Annotated in this window: 11 protein-coding genes; 2 read left to right on the top strand and 9 right to left on the bottom strand. The window is 36.8% G+C overall.

What is annotated here, in order from left to right; all coding sequences use genetic code 11:
• Positions 1-17: 17 nt before the first annotated feature.
• From B0I22_RS04785 to B0I22_RS04750, 8 genes are all read right to left on the bottom strand, one after another.
• Positions 18-1,964: a glycoside hydrolase family 97 protein gene (locus B0I22_RS04785; protein WP_133943508.1), complete on the bottom strand. Its 1,947-nt coding sequence runs from the start codon at positions 1,962-1,964 to the stop codon at positions 18-20.
• A gap of 134 nt (positions 1,965-2,098) precedes the next feature.
• The gene (locus tag B0I22_RS04780) at positions 2,099-4,078 is read right to left on the bottom strand and encodes an alpha-L-arabinofuranosidase C-terminal domain-containing protein (protein WP_133943507.1); all 1,980 of its coding nucleotides are present in this window, start codon (positions 4,076-4,078) and stop codon (positions 2,099-2,101) included.
• Positions 4,079-4,161: 83 nt separating this feature from the next.
• Positions 4,162-5,151, bottom strand: coding sequence for an arabinan endo-1,5-alpha-L-arabinosidase (locus tag B0I22_RS04775; protein ID WP_133943506.1), 990 nt, complete (start codon positions 5,149-5,151; stop codon positions 4,162-4,164).
• A gap of 9 nt (positions 5,152-5,160) precedes the next feature.
• Positions 5,161-6,108 (bottom strand): glycoside hydrolase family 43 protein, encoded by a 948-nt coding sequence (locus tag B0I22_RS04770; RefSeq protein ID WP_133943505.1) that lies wholly within the window; start codon positions 6,106-6,108, stop codon positions 5,161-5,163.
• 2 nt (positions 6,109-6,110) lie between these two features.
• Positions 6,111-7,601: an arabinan endo-1,5-alpha-L-arabinosidase gene (locus B0I22_RS04765; protein WP_133943504.1), complete on the bottom strand. Its 1,491-nt coding sequence runs from the start codon at positions 7,599-7,601 to the stop codon at positions 6,111-6,113.
• Positions 7,602-7,608: 7 nt separating this feature from the next.
• Positions 7,609-9,174, bottom strand: coding sequence for an alpha-N-arabinofuranosidase (locus B0I22_RS04760; protein ID WP_425459591.1), 1,566 nt, complete (start codon positions 9,172-9,174; stop codon positions 7,609-7,611).
• 66 nt (positions 9,175-9,240) lie between these two features.
• Complete coding sequence (locus B0I22_RS04755) at positions 9,241-10,791, bottom strand: RagB/SusD family nutrient uptake outer membrane protein (protein ID WP_133943502.1); 1,551 nt, start codon at positions 10,789-10,791, stop codon at positions 9,241-9,243.
• Between the two features lie 18 nt (positions 10,792-10,809).
• Entirely contained in the window at positions 10,810-13,848 is a 3,039-nt protein-coding gene (locus tag B0I22_RS04750) for a SusC/RagA family TonB-linked outer membrane protein (protein WP_133943501.1), read from the bottom strand.
• Between the two features lie 757 nt (positions 13,849-14,605).
• On the opposite strand from B0I22_RS04750, the gene B0I22_RS04745 reads away from it, so the two are divergent.
• The gene (locus B0I22_RS04745; RefSeq protein ID WP_133943500.1) at positions 14,606-15,637 is read left to right on the top strand and encodes a succinylglutamate desuccinylase/aspartoacylase family protein; all 1,032 of its coding nucleotides are present in this window, start codon (positions 14,606-14,608) and stop codon (positions 15,635-15,637) included.
• An 83-nt stretch (positions 15,638-15,720) separates the two neighbouring features.
• On the top strand, positions 15,721-16,419 hold the full coding sequence (locus tag B0I22_RS04740) for a DUF1826 domain-containing protein (RefSeq protein WP_133943499.1): 699 nt from the start codon (positions 15,721-15,723) through the stop codon (positions 16,417-16,419).
• Between the two features lie 66 nt (positions 16,420-16,485).
• Here B0I22_RS04740 and B0I22_RS04735 read toward each other — a convergent pair whose 3' ends face one another.
• Entirely contained in the window at positions 16,486-17,016 is a 531-nt protein-coding gene (locus B0I22_RS04735; RefSeq protein WP_133943498.1) for a hypothetical protein, read from the bottom strand.
• Positions 17,017-17,021 lie beyond the last annotated feature (5 nt).

Here is a 17,021-nt window from a genome sequence, read left to right as displayed (position 1 = left end):
TTTGTTGTCTAAATATTTTAATGAATCACGAAACCACCATTGTTTGGAATTTCAACTTCAAATTCTCCTTTGTCAGAAATTTTGATAGATTTGGTTTGAGTTTCATTATTTTTTGAATCAAATATCAAATCCATCTTTTTGGATTTCAACATATTGAGATTCAGTTTTAATTTGATTGATTTCTTCTCTGCATTCACGCCACTTACAAACCATTGGTCTTTGTGACGTCTTGCGAGCACAACATATTTCCCTGGATAACCATCGATAAAAACCGTTTCGTCCCAAGTTGTTGGTACTTTTTTAAGGAAATCCAATTCGAAAGCTGGAACATCAGTCAAATTATTTGGAGTAATAGCGAAAACCTGAATTGGATTTTGGAAAAGAACCGAGGTTGCCAATTGGAAAGCATCTGTTGTCAGTCTTTTATTTTTCTCTGTATTGGATTTGGTCAAATATTTATTAAGGACAACGCCACCAAATTCCATACTTCCAACCGAGTTTCTCATAAACGGATGAAGGCTTGCGTAAAATGATTCTGAATTTCTTACATTTTGATCAAAAACCAACATCTCGGAAGCTAAAACTGCTTCACTTCCTACAAAATTCGGATACATTACTTCCCAACCTCTCGGCAAAGTTGAACCGTGGAAAATCACGCTCAATCCGTAATCATTGGCATCAGACAAAATATCTTCGTAAAGACGAATTGTTTCCTGTTTGTCGCCACCAAAGAAATCGACTTTCAAACCTTTTACGCCAACTTCTTTCAGCCATTTCATTTCTTTTTTACGTTCGATGGCTGTATTCATTTTGTTTCTTGGTCCCATTGGAGAGTCGTTTGCTGATCCATTGGAATTGTACCAAAGAAGAATATCTACCGATTTGGATTTAGCATAAGCAATCAAATCTTTGAATCTTTCTTTTCCAATATTCGTATCCCAAAGAGAATCGACAAGAATATATTCGAATTTCATTTGAGAAGCCAAATCAATGAATTTAACCTGATCTTCGTAATTCATACTTGGATCTTGCCAGATGATCCAGCTCCAAGATGATTTCCCGAATTGATAATTCTGAGAAGCTTCATACAAAGGCTCAACAACATCAAAAGGAATCGTAGTTTCTACAATTGGTTTCAGAGAATTTCCAACCGTAATTGTTCTCCAAGGTGTAACGCCTGGAAGAGAAATCGCTGAGCCTGAAGTTCCAAATCCATTATTCTGTTTTGGATCCGGATAAGCAATATTGTAAGTATTTCCATTGGCTTCAGAAAGATGCGATGCGCAATACAAGCTGGAAACGCCAGTTTCGGAAATCATTGCCCAATCTTTTCCGATGTGAAAAAGCGCTGGAAAAACATAACCTTCTTTATTTTTTGAAATCTTTCCTAATGTTGCATCCGCTTCATAACCACTTTCGTAGCTTGGTGCAGAATTTCCAAAACCTGTCATTGCTGGCATCATTGGAGAAAGGAAAGTGGTGGTTTGTTTTGGAAAAGTATAACCTGTTTTTTCAGATAATACGACCAAACTCAATTTGTCTTTCCAAGAGGGAATCTCGTAGCGGAAAGCAATATCATTATTACTAACTTGAAATCGAAGTTTGAGAATCTTATTTTCATTATTCTGAGTTTCTACTTCCAGAACATTGGCAGAATAATTAACTTCTGATTTTTTGATTTTCTGATTCTTGTAAGTTTTGTTTTCAGAAGACGTTTTGGAATCTTTCCAACTCATCTTATTGGTAAAATCTCCAGCATTGGTCGTTAAACCAAGTGGCGAATTTTCCAGAACTACCCTATTTTCATAAAAAACAGAATATATCAACTCCTGATTTTCCAAAGAAACTTTCACTTTCAAAAGTTTGTCCGGACTCGATATTTCTGCCTGTTGAGCAAAAGCATTGAGACTTATCGAAAAAAATAATAGAACTGCAAAATCCTTAGAAAGTTTAGTGATATTCATTATTTAATTTTAAAAATTACTACTGCAGAAGTTGAAATATTAAGTTTCTGTTAACACAAATATAATATTCTTATTGAAATAAATGTAAAAAAAACACTTATTTTTTAATTATACTGATTATCAATAATTTAAAACTATTTAATCTTCAAAACGACCAAAGAATTCGCTGGAATTGTTGTAGAAAGACTCCCACTTTTCACGCTTATATTCTCCGATTTTGGTTTTATATTCTCCAAGCTGAAATTATTCTCATCAGAAAGACTGGAAGAAGACAATGTAGTTTTGGTTAAGTTTTTACCCCATTTTAGATTTTTAGAATTGATGTTGATTTCTTTGGATTTAGAATCTGTATTTACAATCTTAATGATGGTTTCTTTCGAATTCTTATCAACCACTGCAGAAGCATATAATTTCTCATCTCCAGTCACGGCTTTTCCGTTTTCAGAAATCTTGATTACATCTGTTCCTTTGTTGTTAGAAAACAACTTCTGAACGTAATAATTTGGTGTCACATAAGAAGATAAATTATTGAACCAAATCAAATCTGGTGTCCATTGCCAGCCTTCTGCGTGAGCCAAAAGTGGCGCATAAGACGTCATATAAACCACATCAGCATTTCTCTCCAAACCTGTCATAAAAGCTGCTTCGGAAAGTGCAGTCTCCCAACTATTTTTATTATCCGGACTTGCGATTGCTACAGTTTGTGCAGCGTATTCTCCAGCAAAAACTTTTGGTCCTTTTCGGTCGTAGTTATCATATCTTTTGGCATTTTCTTGAAACCATTGAGGCGTTTTGTAGTAATGTTCATCGATGATCTCGGCGTTCAGTTTTTTCAATTCGTCCCAACCGTAATCAAAATATTCTCCGGCTTCAAAAGGTCCGCTTCCTGAAATGATAATCATATTCGGATATTTACTTTTAATCGCTTTTTCAAAAATCTTGTATCTCTCGATATAATCTGGTCCCCACTGCTCGTTTCCAACACCAATATATTTTAAATTGAAAGGTTTTGGATGTCCCATATCCGCTCTCACTTTTCCCCAAGCCGTGGATTGATCGCCGTTTGCAAACTCAATCAAATCCAAAGCATCCTGAACATAAGTATCAATATCGCCAATCGGAACCAACTCTCCTGTGTTGAACTGGCAAGCAATTCCACAACTCAAGATTGGAAGTGGTTCTGCACCAAGATCTTCTGACAATTGGAAATATTCAAAGAACCCAAGTCCGAAAGATTGGAAATAATCCGGCGCTGGTCTGTGAGCGAATTCTGTGTTCCATCTGTTGATGAGAATTTCTCTATCAGCGATATTTCCAACGGTTTTTTTCCACTGGTAACGTTCTGCCAAAGTTCTACCCTCAACGATACAACCTCCAGGAAAACGTACAAATCCAGGCTTCAAATCATACAATTTTTGAACAAGATCTTTTCTGAGGCCATTTGGTCTGTTGTTCCAAGTTTCTTGTGGAAATAGAGAAACCATATCAAGATTCAAGACTCCATTGCCTTCAAAAGTTAATTTTAATTTTCCCTTTTCTACGGTTTTGGAAGGCGTAATTACAGCATCATATTTTTGAAATCCGTTTTTGTTTAATGCGATATTAGCTGAACCAACCACATTTCCTTGCTCATCAATCAAATCAGCTTTGATATGATGAATGTTTCCGGAAGCTTTTTCTGATAAAAAACTGAAGTTATACTTAGAACCTTTGTGAAGTCCCATTCCTTTGAAACCTTCATTGATCAGTTCGTAGTTTTTATCATTATTAATCGTAACTCTGGCGTAGTTGTGATTGCTTTTATTTTTATCCGTCACGATATTAGCATAACCAGAATTCTTGTTTTCGGAATGAAGATCACCTTTTGGCTGTGTCCATCCCATCAATGGATTGTAAAATTCGAAAGAACGGTTTTTTACTAATTCCGCATAAAGTCCACCATCTGCACCTTGATTGATATCTTCGAAGAAAACACCATACATTGCTGGTTGAATTTTGATGTTTGTTGAACTTCCGTCCAATTCCAAAGTGTGTTTTGAATTTTGTGCCCAGATAGTTGCTGAACTTAATAAAGCGATGCTTGCCACAAGCATTTTATGTCTTACTCGGATCATAATAATTTGATTAAAATAGGAGTGATAATTATTAAAAAAGAAAATTTGGCATCGGTTGACAATGCCAAATATGAAGTTGAAAATTAATCTAATGGTGTAACAGTTGGCCAATCATTCTGCCAAGTGATTTCTTTGATTTTCCCAACTGGGAAACCTTTGTTTTTACCGTCGTAAGCGTGGAAAATCATATAATCTTTTCCATCGAAAGTATAAGTACTGTTGTGTCCTGCGCCAAACCAATTTTTATTCCCTTCGATGACCAGTTTTCCGCCACCTTCGTTCATTGGAATTCCTTTGTCATCTACATAAGGTCCTGTGAGTTTTTCGGAGCGACCTACAACCACTTTATACGTACTTTTTTCCGCTCTGCAACACAAATCCCAAGACGCAAATTGATAGTAATATTTACCTTTTTTGAAAATGAAAGGTGCTTCTATCGCTGCATCGCCTGGATCTGTATCGTCCAACTTGAAAGAACGTTCTCTTTTTGCAATCGTGTGCCATTCCTGAGGTTGCGCAATGCTGATTAAATCTGGATTCAGTTTTACCATTTTCAGTCCGTCCCAGAAAGAACCGAAAGCCATATAAGGTACTTTATTATCATCAAAAATAATTTGAGGATCGATGGCATTCCACATATCTCGGTTTGGATGACTTTGGATTACGATGCCTTTATCAATCCATTTGAAATCTTTGCTTTTCGGATCTAAAGTTTTGTTAACTGTCACGCCGATTGCAGAAGTATTTTTAGCAAAAGCCGAAACACTATAATATAAATAATAAAGTCCGTTGTGAAAAACAACATCCGGTGCCCAAATATGATTGTCATAATTTGGAACTACTTTGTCTGCCCAAGTTGGTTTTACATCGAAAACACTTTTCTCAGGTTTCCAGTTTTTAAAATCTGTCGAAGAATAAACGCCAATCCCTTTCCCAGTCGTAAACATATAATAAGTATTACCTTGTTTGATAGCGACCGGATCGTGCGAAAATTGAACATCAATTGGCTTCGCTTCCTGTGCGAAAGCGAAACCATTGACTAAGAAAATAATAATATACTTGAAAAATTTCATGTCAAAAATTTAGTTAATGCCTTTTGTAGTCATAATAATCGGTTTGATACTTCCGTCTTTGTTATAATAAAGATGTTCTATAGCGACCGATCGTCTGAAACTTCCACCATTTGGTTCAATAGCGCCGTTGTGATAGATGAAATAGTCTTTGCCTTTGAACTCGATAATAGATTGATGATTGGTATTGGAATTTCCTGCTAATTCGTTTAAAATTCCTTTATATTCCCAAGGTCCATCGAGAGATTTGCTCATAGCATAAGCGATTTTCTCAGGAAAACCAGTCGCATAAGACAGATAATACCATCCATTTTTCTTGTGGATATAAGGCGCTTCTGTGAATTTTGGAAGGTCAACGGTTTTGATTTCGCTGTCCAATTCTGTCATATTGTTTTTCAGTTTTGCATAATAACAAACTGTATTTCCCCAAAATAACCAGCCTTGACCTTTATCATCAATATAAACCGTCGGATCAATATCATCCCAATCGATGGTAGTTTTCTTGGTCATATCATTCGTAATTAAAGCTTTTCCCAACGCATCTTTGAATGGCCCAATTGGCGAATCGCTTACTGCAACACCGATTGATTTTCCTGGAATTGTTTTGTGACTTACTGTAACGTACCAATAAAATTTACCATTCTTTTCTATCACTTGAGAAGCCCAAGCATCGCCGGAAGCCCAAGCAAAATCTGAAGCTTTCAAAGGAACGGGATGTTTGTCCCAAGTTTTAAGATCGGATGAAGAATAGACTTTCCATTCATTCATTTTATAGAAATTGAAATCATTTGGTGCTTCATCGTGACCAGCGTACAAATACACTTTTCCTTTATGAACCAACGCCGCTGGATCTCCTAAAAATTCATCTTTGATGATTGGATTTTCGCCCGTTTGTGCGTTTCCGGCAATGTAAAAAGATAACAATGCCGTTGCCGCTATATTTTTAAATTTTAAAATCATTGTTATTTAATTTTCTTAGCCCAGATTGCTGTTCCGAATTGATTCAGACCTGTAAATAGAATTGTAGAAGAGACTTTGTTTTCCCAATCTCTACCGTATTTTACATAAAGAATATCTTTGAAAGCACCATTAGCCCAAGAAAGTGTCAAATAAGGTGCGCTGTAAGACCAAGTATTATTTGGGTCATTATTAATAGTTCCGTTTGGACTTAAAATAGTTTCAGATGAAGGTTGGAAATCTGGACTTGTTTGCTCTGCTGCATAACCAGGAGTTACTCTGTAACCAAGAACGATTTGCTCGTAAGTTCCAGCCAAATCAGCAGATTTAATTTCTTTCTGAGTTACCGCAGCATATCTTTCCGGAGAAGCAACCGGCCAGCCATCTTGCATCCAATACAACTCACGAACGTGAAGATCCATATAGAAACTGTTCACGCCCGGACGACCTTGATGCGCAATGTAATATTGGTTATTCTCTCCTTTGAAAACACCAGGATGCGAAACACCTTGCCATCCAGAATGACCTTTGAACTGATAAGGCGCAATAATCATTGGTGCAGAATCTATATTGTTATTAACATTAACGCCATTGTAGTCCAAGAAAGGACCATCCGGACTGTCGGATCTTGCGACTCTCACGTTGTATTTGGTTTGCAACCAGTCGTAAGCTAAAAATAAATAATATTTCTTTTGTTCTGCGTTATAGATAATTTCCGGACCTTCCAGATTTCCGTTTCTCATTCCGCCTGTAGAAGCACGTTGAACGATTCTTGTTCCTCTGTCTCCAGAGTTTTTCGCCAATCCTGTAGTTGGATCCAATTCTAATTTATAAATCCCATCCCAAGAAGAACCGTAATACATAATATGTCTTCCGTCGGCTACCAAAATTGTAGGATCTATCGCATTTGTTCCAACGCTGTTGTCATCTTTGGAAGTGACCACAATCTCTTTTTCTGTCCAAGGTCCCATTGGCGAAGATGAAGTTGCCAATCCAGTCACACTCAATCTTCCTTTGTTGGATGCCAAAGAATAATACAATCTGTATTCTCCATTCACTTCCAGAACATAAGGTGCCCATAATGCGTTATCAGGCGTTCCTCCATTTTGTTTAATGTAATCTGCACCTTTCTTTGGAAGACCATCAAACACCCAACCTTCGAAAGTCCAGTTGATGAGATCTTTTGATTTTCTAACTTGAATTCCAGGTTTTACAACAACTCCAAAAGCAACGTCTGTACTGTAACAATAGTAAGTATCCCCCACTTTTATAATGGATGGATCGTGAACGTTTCTATAGCCCCACATACTGATGTAAGGAAGACCTGCAACATCTGCGTAAGTATCTGTAATGGCATCAAAATTTGTATTTTCTCCAGTGCCAGTTTCCGCATTATAATTATTTTCCGGTTGCCAGTCTTCTTCTTTACAAGAATAGATCACTGCGGAAGAAAGGACTACTAATAGTAACTTTCTGATATTAAATTGAGTTTTCATAAGATGATTATTTTGATGTTAGAACAACAACTGAGAACGGAGGCAAAGTCAATTTCAAAGCATCTTTCTCTTTTTTGATATTTTTGAATTCTTTTGGCGCAATCAATGATGGTTTGTCAAAAGTGTTGTGGTCATTGATTTTGTTTGATTCAAGAATCTGAGCTGTGAAGTTTTTACCTTTGAAATTCTTCAAATCGATACTTGTCTCAACTGCATTTTTGCTATCGATATTGACTAATGAAATTGTCGTGACGCCATTTTTCTCTGAAGCCGAAGCGGAAACCGCTTTCAGAGTTTCAGATTTGTTGCTGTAATTGGGGCTATCGATATTCAAAGGAATCAATTTGGCATCTTGGTGCGCTTTGTAAAGATTCATTACGTGATAAGTTGGTGTTAACAACATTTTTTCTCCTTTAGTCAGGATTACAGCTTGAAGAACATTCACTGTCTGAGCCAAGTTTGCCATTCTCACTCTATCACTATGTTGGTTGAAGATATTAAGCGTAACACCTGCAATCATCGCATCTCTCATTGTATTTTGTTGGTAAAGGAAACCTGGATTAGTTCCTTTTTCCACTTCGTACCATCCGCCCCATTCGTCAACAATCAACGCTGTTTTTTTCTCAGGATCGTATTTGTCCATAATGGCGCTGTGCTTTTGGATCAATTCATCCATACGAAGCGCAGATTTCATCGTTGCAAAATATTGGTCTTCAGAAAAATCGACGGCATCACCTTTTTTCTCCCAGTTTGCAAAAGAATAAGAATGTAAAGCCACACCTTCTATCAAGCCTCTTGGGATATCTCGCATCATTACTTCTGTCCAATGATAATCATCGATATTAGCTCCCGAAGCAATTCTGAATAATTTATCCGAGTTATTCCAATCCGTCATAAAAGTGGAATATTGGCGGTAAAGATTAGCGTAGAATTCTGGCGTCATATTACCACCACAACCCCACATTTCGTTTCCAACGCCCCAATATTTTACGTTCCATGGTTTTTCCTGACCATTCTTTTTTCTAAGGTCACTCATTGGATTTTTGGTATCGCCATTGACATAAGCTACCCAGTCTGATAATTCTTTCACTTCGCCGCTTCCAAGGTTTCCAGCTAAATACGGCTCAGCGCCTATTTCTTTGGCCAAATCAAGGAAATCGTGTGTTCCGAAACTATTATCTTCTGTGTTTCCACCCCACCATCTGTTAACAATAGTTGGTCTTTCTTTTTTTGGACCGATGCCATCTTTCCAATGGTAAGTATCTGCGAAACAACCGCCTGGCCATCTAAGATTTGGAATACTAAGGTCTTTCAAAGCTTTGATAATATCATTCCTCACACCTTTGGTATTAGGAATGGTACTAGTTTCGCCTACAAAGATTCCGTCATAAATCCCTCTTCCAAGATGCTCAGCAAAATGACCGTAGATGTGTTTGTTTATCGTTGGTGCTTTGGCATTGGTATCAATTGTGATTGTAGATTTGGTCTGAGCCTGAACTGTCATACTAAGTGCAATCCCGACTGTAAAGAAGAATTTTCCTGGGTTTATATTTTTCGTAATCATAGAAGTCATTTTCATTTTTTTTGATAAATCTGGATCAGCAGAAAACCACTGACCCAGATGAATTATTTTTGATTTTTACCAGCCCGGATTTTGGGTGATGTTGTTTGGATTGTTATCAATTTCCGTCAATGGAATTGGATAATATTCTCTGCCCGGAGAGTAAGTATTGAACTCGCTATCTCTGGATTTCAACCAATTCAGTTTAGATTGATCTTGAAGCCAACCCCAACGTCTGATGTCATCGAAACGGTGGCCTTCCAAAGAAAACTCAAGGAATCTCTCGTGAGCGATTTGTTCTCTCATTTGAGCTTGTGTCATTCCCGGTTTAGTAGTTCTAAGATCCGGCAATTGGACTCTGTTTCTTACCATCTGGATGTAATCATAAGCTTGAGAAGTGCTTCCCAACTCATTAAGACATTCTGCGTACATCATTAAGACATCTGCGTATCTCATCAACCTTTCGTTGATTCCCGATCTCCAGTCATATTCACTAACTGAGCCGTTATTATAATTTTGATATTTCTTTGTGAAAACATCATTCAGATATGCTGGATTACCTGCGTAATTTTGAGCAAAATCTTTCCCGTAAAGTGTCTCACCTGGATGGTTGTAGAACATTGTAGCTCCTAACCGTGGATCCAAAGCTCCAGAAACGGTTTTCTCTTGCTGATATTCATTAAACAAAGCTTTCGTAGGTTGGATATCATTAAATCCAAATCCTGGAGGTCCGTAAGTAATGGCTCTTGCAGATGTTTTACCCCAAGATGATCCTGGTGCTCCACCCCAGCCTAAATCTATTCCTCCAATGTTTCTATCAAACTGAAGTTCAAAAATAGATTCTGAGTTATTCTCATTGGCTTCTGTAAAGTTGTCTGAATAATTGGAAACTAAGCTATATGTTCCAAGGTTGATGACTTTTTCGAATTGTTCTTTTGCTTTAGAAAAATCTTTGGTAAAGAGATATGCTTTTCCTAGATAAGCCATTGCTGCACCTTTGGTTGCTCTACCTGTATGACCTTTGTCCAAACCATTTAAGTTGGTATAAGAAACCGGAAGCAATTCTTCTGCTTTTTGAAAATCTGCAATGACTTGCTGCCAACCTTCTTCATTGGTTTTCTGACCGTGGTAAAGCTCTAAGTCTAACGGAAGCGGAACTCTGCCATACAAATTAACCAGATGGAAGAAGTACAAACCTCTAAGAAAATGTGCTTGTCCTAAAACTCTGTTTTTAAGTTCCTGATCTGCAAATGCAATATTTGGAACATTCAAAAGAACTTGGTTTGCACGGTAAACACCTTGATAGTAATCTTTGAATGCCCACCCATAGATGTCATCTAGAGAAATAACTGTTGTGAATTTACCCGCCGTAAACATTGCTCCCCAAGGACTTACACTGTGCGTATCATCTGCTCTTGCATCTAGTAAAAGCGGCGTGCTTCTCATATAAGTTCCATCTGTAATTAAGCCTGCATACACTGCGTTGACACCTTTTAGTCCATCTTCATCTGTTTTCCAAAAATTAGCTTCTGTGTTGACGTTGGGATCGTGTTGATCTAGATCTGCATCATTCACACAACTTGATAATGATAATGATGCTATTGCGATATAAAAATATTTCTTTGTCATTTTGTTGTAGATTAATAATTAGAAGTTAGCTTCGATACCAAAAGAAACGGTGACTGGATTTGGGAATGAACCAAATTCAAAACCTCTTGATATCAATCCATCACTGATGAAATCTGGATCGTAACCTTTGTATTTTGTAAATGTCAAGAGATTCTGACCAGATGTGTAGATTCTAACTTTGTTAAAAATTGTTTTATCTGTCTCGAAAGTGTATCCAATCTCCAGCGCTTGCAATTTGATGTAATCTCCTTTTTCTACGAATCTGTTAGATGGTCTATTGTTATCGTTTGGATTATTTTTAACCGGTCTTGGGATGTTTGTATTGGTATTTTCGGGTGTCCAATAGTTCAACATATCTGTAGAATGGTTGGTCAAATCTCCAATCATTAAAGATGAGTAGGTTCCATTATAAATGTAATGACCAGCCATTCCTTGCCAGAACATTGATAAATCGAAATTCTTGTAAGTCGCACTTAGATTGATACCAAAAGTATATTTAGGCATAGATCTTCCAAGGAAAGTTCTGTCTTGGTCATCAATAATTCCGTCACCGTTTAGATCCTTGAATTTCACATCACCAGGAGCAGCATTCGTCTGAGTAGCGTGTCCTTGAACATCGGCTGTGTTTTGGAAAATCCCTTCTGCGATCCAACCGTAAAGTTCTCCTGCAGATCTTCCCACTTCTGTTCTGGAATTGATTCCGATAATAGGGCTATTATTTTCACCAAGTTTCAGAACCTCATTGTCCATGATTCCCAAGTTGGCATTGAATGCTAATCTAAAATCCCCAATGTTTTGACGGTAACCTAATGTGAACTCCCATCCCATACTTTTCATATCACCAGCATTGGTAACAATGTTGTTTGGCGTTCCACCAGAACTGAATGGCAACGGCACAGACAAAAGCATGTCATAAGATTTCTTGGTATAATATTCTGCAGTGAAATCTAATTTGTTGAACAAGTTAAGTTCTAATGCCGCACTTGTAGATTCTACAGTTTCCCATTTGATGTTTGGATCTTTGATTGTAATCATAGTAGATCCTGGTTGCAATCCACCTCCAAAAATATAATTTGCGAACGGATTGATGGTGTTTTCCCAAGAGTACACAGGAATGGTATTGTTACCCAATCTTCCCCAGCTTCCTCTCAGTTTTAATAATTTGATATAATCCGGAAGTTTGATGAATTCTTCTTTGTCCAATCTCCATCCTCCAGAGAATGAGAAGTTTTCTGCATGATTGTTTCTTGGTGCAAACAGTGACGTTTTATCTTGACGGAAATTGGCTGTGAAAAGATACTTTTCATTATAGTTATAATTTACCCTTCCGATGTAAGAAGTTGTTGTCACTACATTTCTATATTCTCCGGTGTCTCTGGCAGTGGCATATTCCAGTTGTGGGATAGTTCCCGCTGCGTAACCAACACCTCTTGACCAATGGTTATAGTAATCGTCTCTCTGCTGAATCCATCCTGCCATAAAATTGAAATTATGATCTCCAAGTTTTAAATCATAAGTCAATAGATTATTGATGAATGTGGTTTGCAAAGAGTTGTCCGAAACATCCAATTGTGCTTCTCTAGCTTCTGTGATGTAGTACCATCCTAAATCCGATTCAGGATTAAATAAACGGTTATGAACAGTCGTTCTGTCTGCAGAAACATCTAGCTTATATTTAAGGCCTTTCACAATTTCGTACTCTGCCCAGAAGTCTCCTAAGAAACGGTTTCTTTTCGTATTGTTTTGAATCAAACGGTTATAACCTAAAACGTTCAGAGAGATAGCAGCCTGCGTATTAGCATCTGTTCCACCAAATCCTCCTAAACGGTTAGAATCATACATTGGCATTGTAGGAATTGCCTGAATCAATGAAACTAAAACAGAACCGTTGTTGTACCCATTGAAATTTTCCTTATCAGATTGTGTGTAGGAAAACTTACCGCCATATTTGAACTTGTCTCCTTTTTTACCACTGAAGTTAGCATTCAACGCATATCTTTCAAAATCTTGTGGTGTGTTGAGATAAGCGGTGTTTTTAAAATAATCTAGATTAATACTGTAACTCAAATTTTCTGAACCTCCATTGAAGTTTACAGAATGATTCTGAATTTGTCCCGTCGTAAAACCTTCTTCCTGCCAATCTGTATCAACATTATTAATATAATATGGACTGTTAGGATCGTTTCCAGAAAGAATTGGAAGACCAGCATTCAAATAAGATTGATTTGTAATTTGCTGATATTGCTCACGATTGGTAAGACTTAGTTTTTTAGGCGCAAACTGAAAACCATTTAATCCTTTGTAGCCAATACTCATTTTTCCTTTAGCGCCTTGCTTCGTTGTGATGATGACAACACCCGCAGCTCCACGCACACCGTAGATAGCAGCAGCAGAAGCATCTTTCAAAACCTGAATAGACTCTACATCACCCGGAGCAAAATCGCCAGGACTATTGACCATAATTCCATCTACAACGAAGAGTGGATTGTTATTCGTAAAAGATGTAATCCCTCGGATTTTCATATTCACAAAACCTCCCGGCTCACCAGAAGATTGCATGGTCACACCTGCAACTTGTCCTTGTAATTGTTTTGCAATATCATAAGTTACCGTTTTTTTCGCATCCTCCATCTTCACAACCGAAACTGCGCCTGTGATGTCAGATTTCTTTTGTTTACCGTAACCGATTACGACAACTTCATCAATATTGTTAAGATTTCTTCTTAGTTTGATATTAAACAAAGTCTTCTTCCCTACTTTGATTTCCTGAGAGTCAAAGTCAGAAGAAGTGAATACAAGAACATCATCTGGACTTGCAGTGATTTCAAAATTTCCATCTGCATCACTCTCCACCAAAACTTTGGAATTTGCAATCTTGATTGTTGCGTTGGATACAGGTTTACCGTCGGAATTAGATACAACCGACCCTTTTATGATCTGTTGTGAATAAATAGAACTGGAGATGGTGGCGAAAAGCACAACCATAAATTTTCGAGAGCTGGAAAATGATAAGAATCGACCGGCTATCTTTGAAATGGAATCAATTTTTTTATTCATAAAAGGCTTATTTTATAAATGTATTTTTTACACTTCTAAATGTAATAAAAGAATTCATATACAAAATAGATGAAGCAGAATTTGTTAACATTCAGCATCAAAATGAAATAGAAAATTGCTCCCGAAAAGCATTTATGAAATAAAAAAAAAGGAAATAATTCAAAAGAAAATCAAAATAATTTTAAGCTATAAACATTTGAATATCATTAAATTACTAAAATAATAATTTAAAACAAACTATCAATATTAATTCAATATGAACCAAACCTTAATGCAGAATTAAGACATTAAAAATATATCAAATTTTAACAATAATTTAACTTATGATTAACAAATTTTAAGACAGTAATTTACCCCAAATTTTTCAATTCTGGGATAAAATAATAACCAAAAAAAGAACTAAAAAGTGTAATTTTTGAAAATGAGAAAAATATTCATCAAATCAAAATATGAAAATGTCTCAAAATGAGAATGAAAATTTTCTATGATAAGCATTAAAACTGATGCCAAAAAACTAATAATTACAACATTTAATATCTTCGTAACAAGTCAGACTTTGCCTACGCTATTTATAAATGGTAACTTTGAACCGTCATTATCAGAAATCCTCGTATAGAACTACTTTCATTTTATTTATCGGTTTTCTTACTGTTAGTTTTGATAGTTCTTAATAGCCAAAAAACTTCGGAACTTTAAAATATCATCGTATTTCTGTAAGGAGGAACAGTCAATTATTTGTTTTATCAATAAAATTATAATGAAATTTTACTCGTTATTAGCCGTTTTTATCAGCTTATCAGTCTCGGCTCAAAATCTTAAACTCAAAAAAATACTAAGCGAAAAAGAAACAGTAAAAGACACTGTTTTCACATTGCAAACATTGGATAAAACGGCATCTGTAGATATGCCAATCACCGTGATAAAGGGAAAACAAAAAGGTCCAACGTTCACCATCATCGCAGGAATCCACGGGATGGAATATCCTACCATTATGTCTCTGCTAGAACTTCGCAAAGAAATTGATCCAAAAAAATTGCGTGGAAACCTCATCATTATTCCCATCGTAAATGTGACCTCATTTTACAAAAGAACGCCATTCGTAAATCCAATTGACCAACTGAATCTGAACCGCGTTTTCCCTGGAAATCCCAACGGAACAATCACGGAAGTGATGGCAGATTTTATGACGAAAGAAATCTTTGGCGTAACCGATGTTTTGCTGGATATGCATGGCGGTGATGTGGGCGAAGATTTGATTCCATTTATCTGCTACTACGACAACAAAGAGTTTACAAAGCAAACGCAACTGGCTGCAAAACTGAGCGAAGTAAGTGGTTTTGACACCGTGGTTTCCTACCCATACATTTTGCCTGCAGACAAACCGGCGATGTACTCTTTCAAACAAGCGGTGAGACAAGGTATTCCTGCACTGAGCATTGAGATTGGAAAATTAGGAAACTGGGAAAAGTCGGAATTATCTTTCACAAAAAATGCCATTTTCAGAATGATGTCTGAGCTTAAAATGTATGATGAAAATATCACAAGAGCGAACCCTGTAAAAATAAGATACAACCAGCAAGCGTATGTTTCTGTGCCAGTTCAGGGGATTTTCTACAGTGATTTGAAAGCTGGAGATTCTGTAAAAAAAGGTGAATTAATTGGTTTTATAAACGATATTTTTGGAAATAAAATTAAAGAAATCACAGCGCCGGAATCTGGTGTCATCCTCTACAAAATAGGAACGCCACCTGTGAATTTGGGCGAAACTTTGCTTTGTATTGGCTTCTGATTTGAAATTTTTAGGATTAGTTTAATTACCATAAAACCTAAACTAATTTTTATTATAATTACACAACATTATTTTGCAATTCTATGAAAGATTATCTATTAGAAACATCTCAAATCGCCATTGTAAATTCGTTTTCTGATCTTGTGAAAAGAAATTTCGAAGGTCAAATGAATGCCGTTTGCTGGGAGAGAGAACTGTCGGGAGATTTCAAAGAAATAGTTTCCAAGCTCCATTTGAAAGAGGACATTACCGAAGTTTCACCAGAAGATCTTTTAGCATTGGAATTGTCGCAGGAAGGAGAATTTGCCAGAGAAATTATTTTATCCGATCTGCAACTTTTAACCGATTTTGGTGCATCACCATCGCTTAATTTATTAAGAAACTATCAGCGGGATAACGAGTTTGATTTTATCTCGACAGATGTTTATTCCTACCACGTTGATAGATCTCCTGTGGCAACCAGTACTTATCTCTGCACCTATTTTGGCGCAACCAGCGATATTTTGCCTAATGATATGGCTATTCAAAAAATATTAGTTCCAGAAATTCGTGAAGAACTCAAAAAACTCTATGATGGTCCTGAATCAGGATTTGAAAACTTTTTGGAGGAATATTATTTTGATTTGCATTATCAGCCAAAATCGAATGCAATGCCCATTAGTTTAGGAATTGGCAATCTTTGGCGTTTATCTGTAGATCATCCCGATCAAAAAACGCCGCCTTGCATTCATCGCGCGCCCGTGGAAAATGATGGAGAACTAAGACTGCTTCTCATCTGTTGATTCATCAAGAAAAAGCCTTCAAAATCTAATTTTGAAGGCTTAATTATAGTTGATTAAAAAATCAATTTATTTCCAATAGTTCCAAACCGTGCCGTCAAACACTGCCAAAGTTCTGCTGGTTGTGTCATAGCACATCATTCCCGGATAAGGATTGAGAACTGTCAAATGCGGATCACGAATCCAAGGTAAAACCAAGGCTTTGTTGCTAGCTTCCAAGACCAAAACACCTTTTGCATTGCTTGTATCTGCTCCGATGATGGCACCTTGATTAGCAGTTGTTTCAGCTGAAGTATTGGGCGTAATTTTAGTTTCACTACCAGGATCACTTAGATTTATCCAAGTATTGTTTTCGTACATTTTCACACGGTCATCACTTCTGTCAAACAAGAATGTTCCGTTGTTAGCAGCGGGAGTTGATCCAATTGCATTGGTAACGTTATCCACCGTGGAGAGGATGATACCTTTCTTATTTGTCAAAGCATTATCAAACTCCATCAAGACACTGGCATTGGTAATTGCACTTTTGCCTATCGATATCTGAGCATTCAAAGTCGTCGTAACTAAGCTAAAAAACGCTGTTAATATTATATTTTTCATTTGTT

This window comes from Epilithonimonas xixisoli, assembly GCF_004365655.1.
Lineage (GTDB): Bacteria > Bacteroidota > Bacteroidia > Flavobacteriales > Weeksellaceae > Epilithonimonas > Epilithonimonas xixisoli.
This window is presented reverse-complemented; position numbering and strand designations above follow the sequence as displayed.

Coding starts and splice junctions, on each gene's coding strand:
- B0I22_RS04740 (WP_133943499.1), top strand. CDS start 15,721: ATGAAAGATTATCTATTAGAAACATCTCAAATCGCCATTGTAAATTCG.
- B0I22_RS04735 (WP_133943498.1), bottom strand. CDS start 17,016: ATGAAAAATATAATATTAACAGCGTTTTTTAGCTTAGTTACGACGACT.
- B0I22_RS04760 (WP_425459591.1), bottom strand. CDS start 9,174: ATGACTTCTATGATTACGAAAAATATAAACCCAGGAAAATTCTTCTTT.
- B0I22_RS04770 (WP_133943505.1), bottom strand. CDS start 6,108: ATGATTTTAAAATTTAAAAATATAGCGGCAACGGCATTGTTATCTTTT.
- B0I22_RS04765 (WP_133943504.1), bottom strand. CDS start 7,601: ATGAAAACTCAATTTAATATCAGAAAGTTACTATTAGTAGTCCTTTCT.
- B0I22_RS04775 (WP_133943506.1), bottom strand. CDS start 5,151: ATGAAATTTTTCAAGTATATTATTATTTTCTTAGTCAATGGTTTCGCT.
- B0I22_RS04780 (WP_133943507.1), bottom strand. CDS start 4,078: ATGATCCGAGTAAGACATAAAATGCTTGTGGCAAGCATCGCTTTATTA.
- B0I22_RS04755 (WP_133943502.1), bottom strand. CDS start 10,791: ATGACAAAGAAATATTTTTATATCGCAATAGCATCATTATCATTATCA.
- B0I22_RS04745 (WP_133943500.1), top strand. CDS start 14,606: ATGAAATTTTACTCGTTATTAGCCGTTTTTATCAGCTTATCAGTCTCG.
- B0I22_RS04750 (WP_133943501.1), bottom strand. CDS start 13,848: ATGAATAAAAAAATTGATTCCATTTCAAAGATAGCCGGTCGATTCTTA.
- B0I22_RS04785 (WP_133943508.1), bottom strand. CDS start 1,964: ATGAATATCACTAAACTTTCTAAGGATTTTGCAGTTCTATTATTTTTT.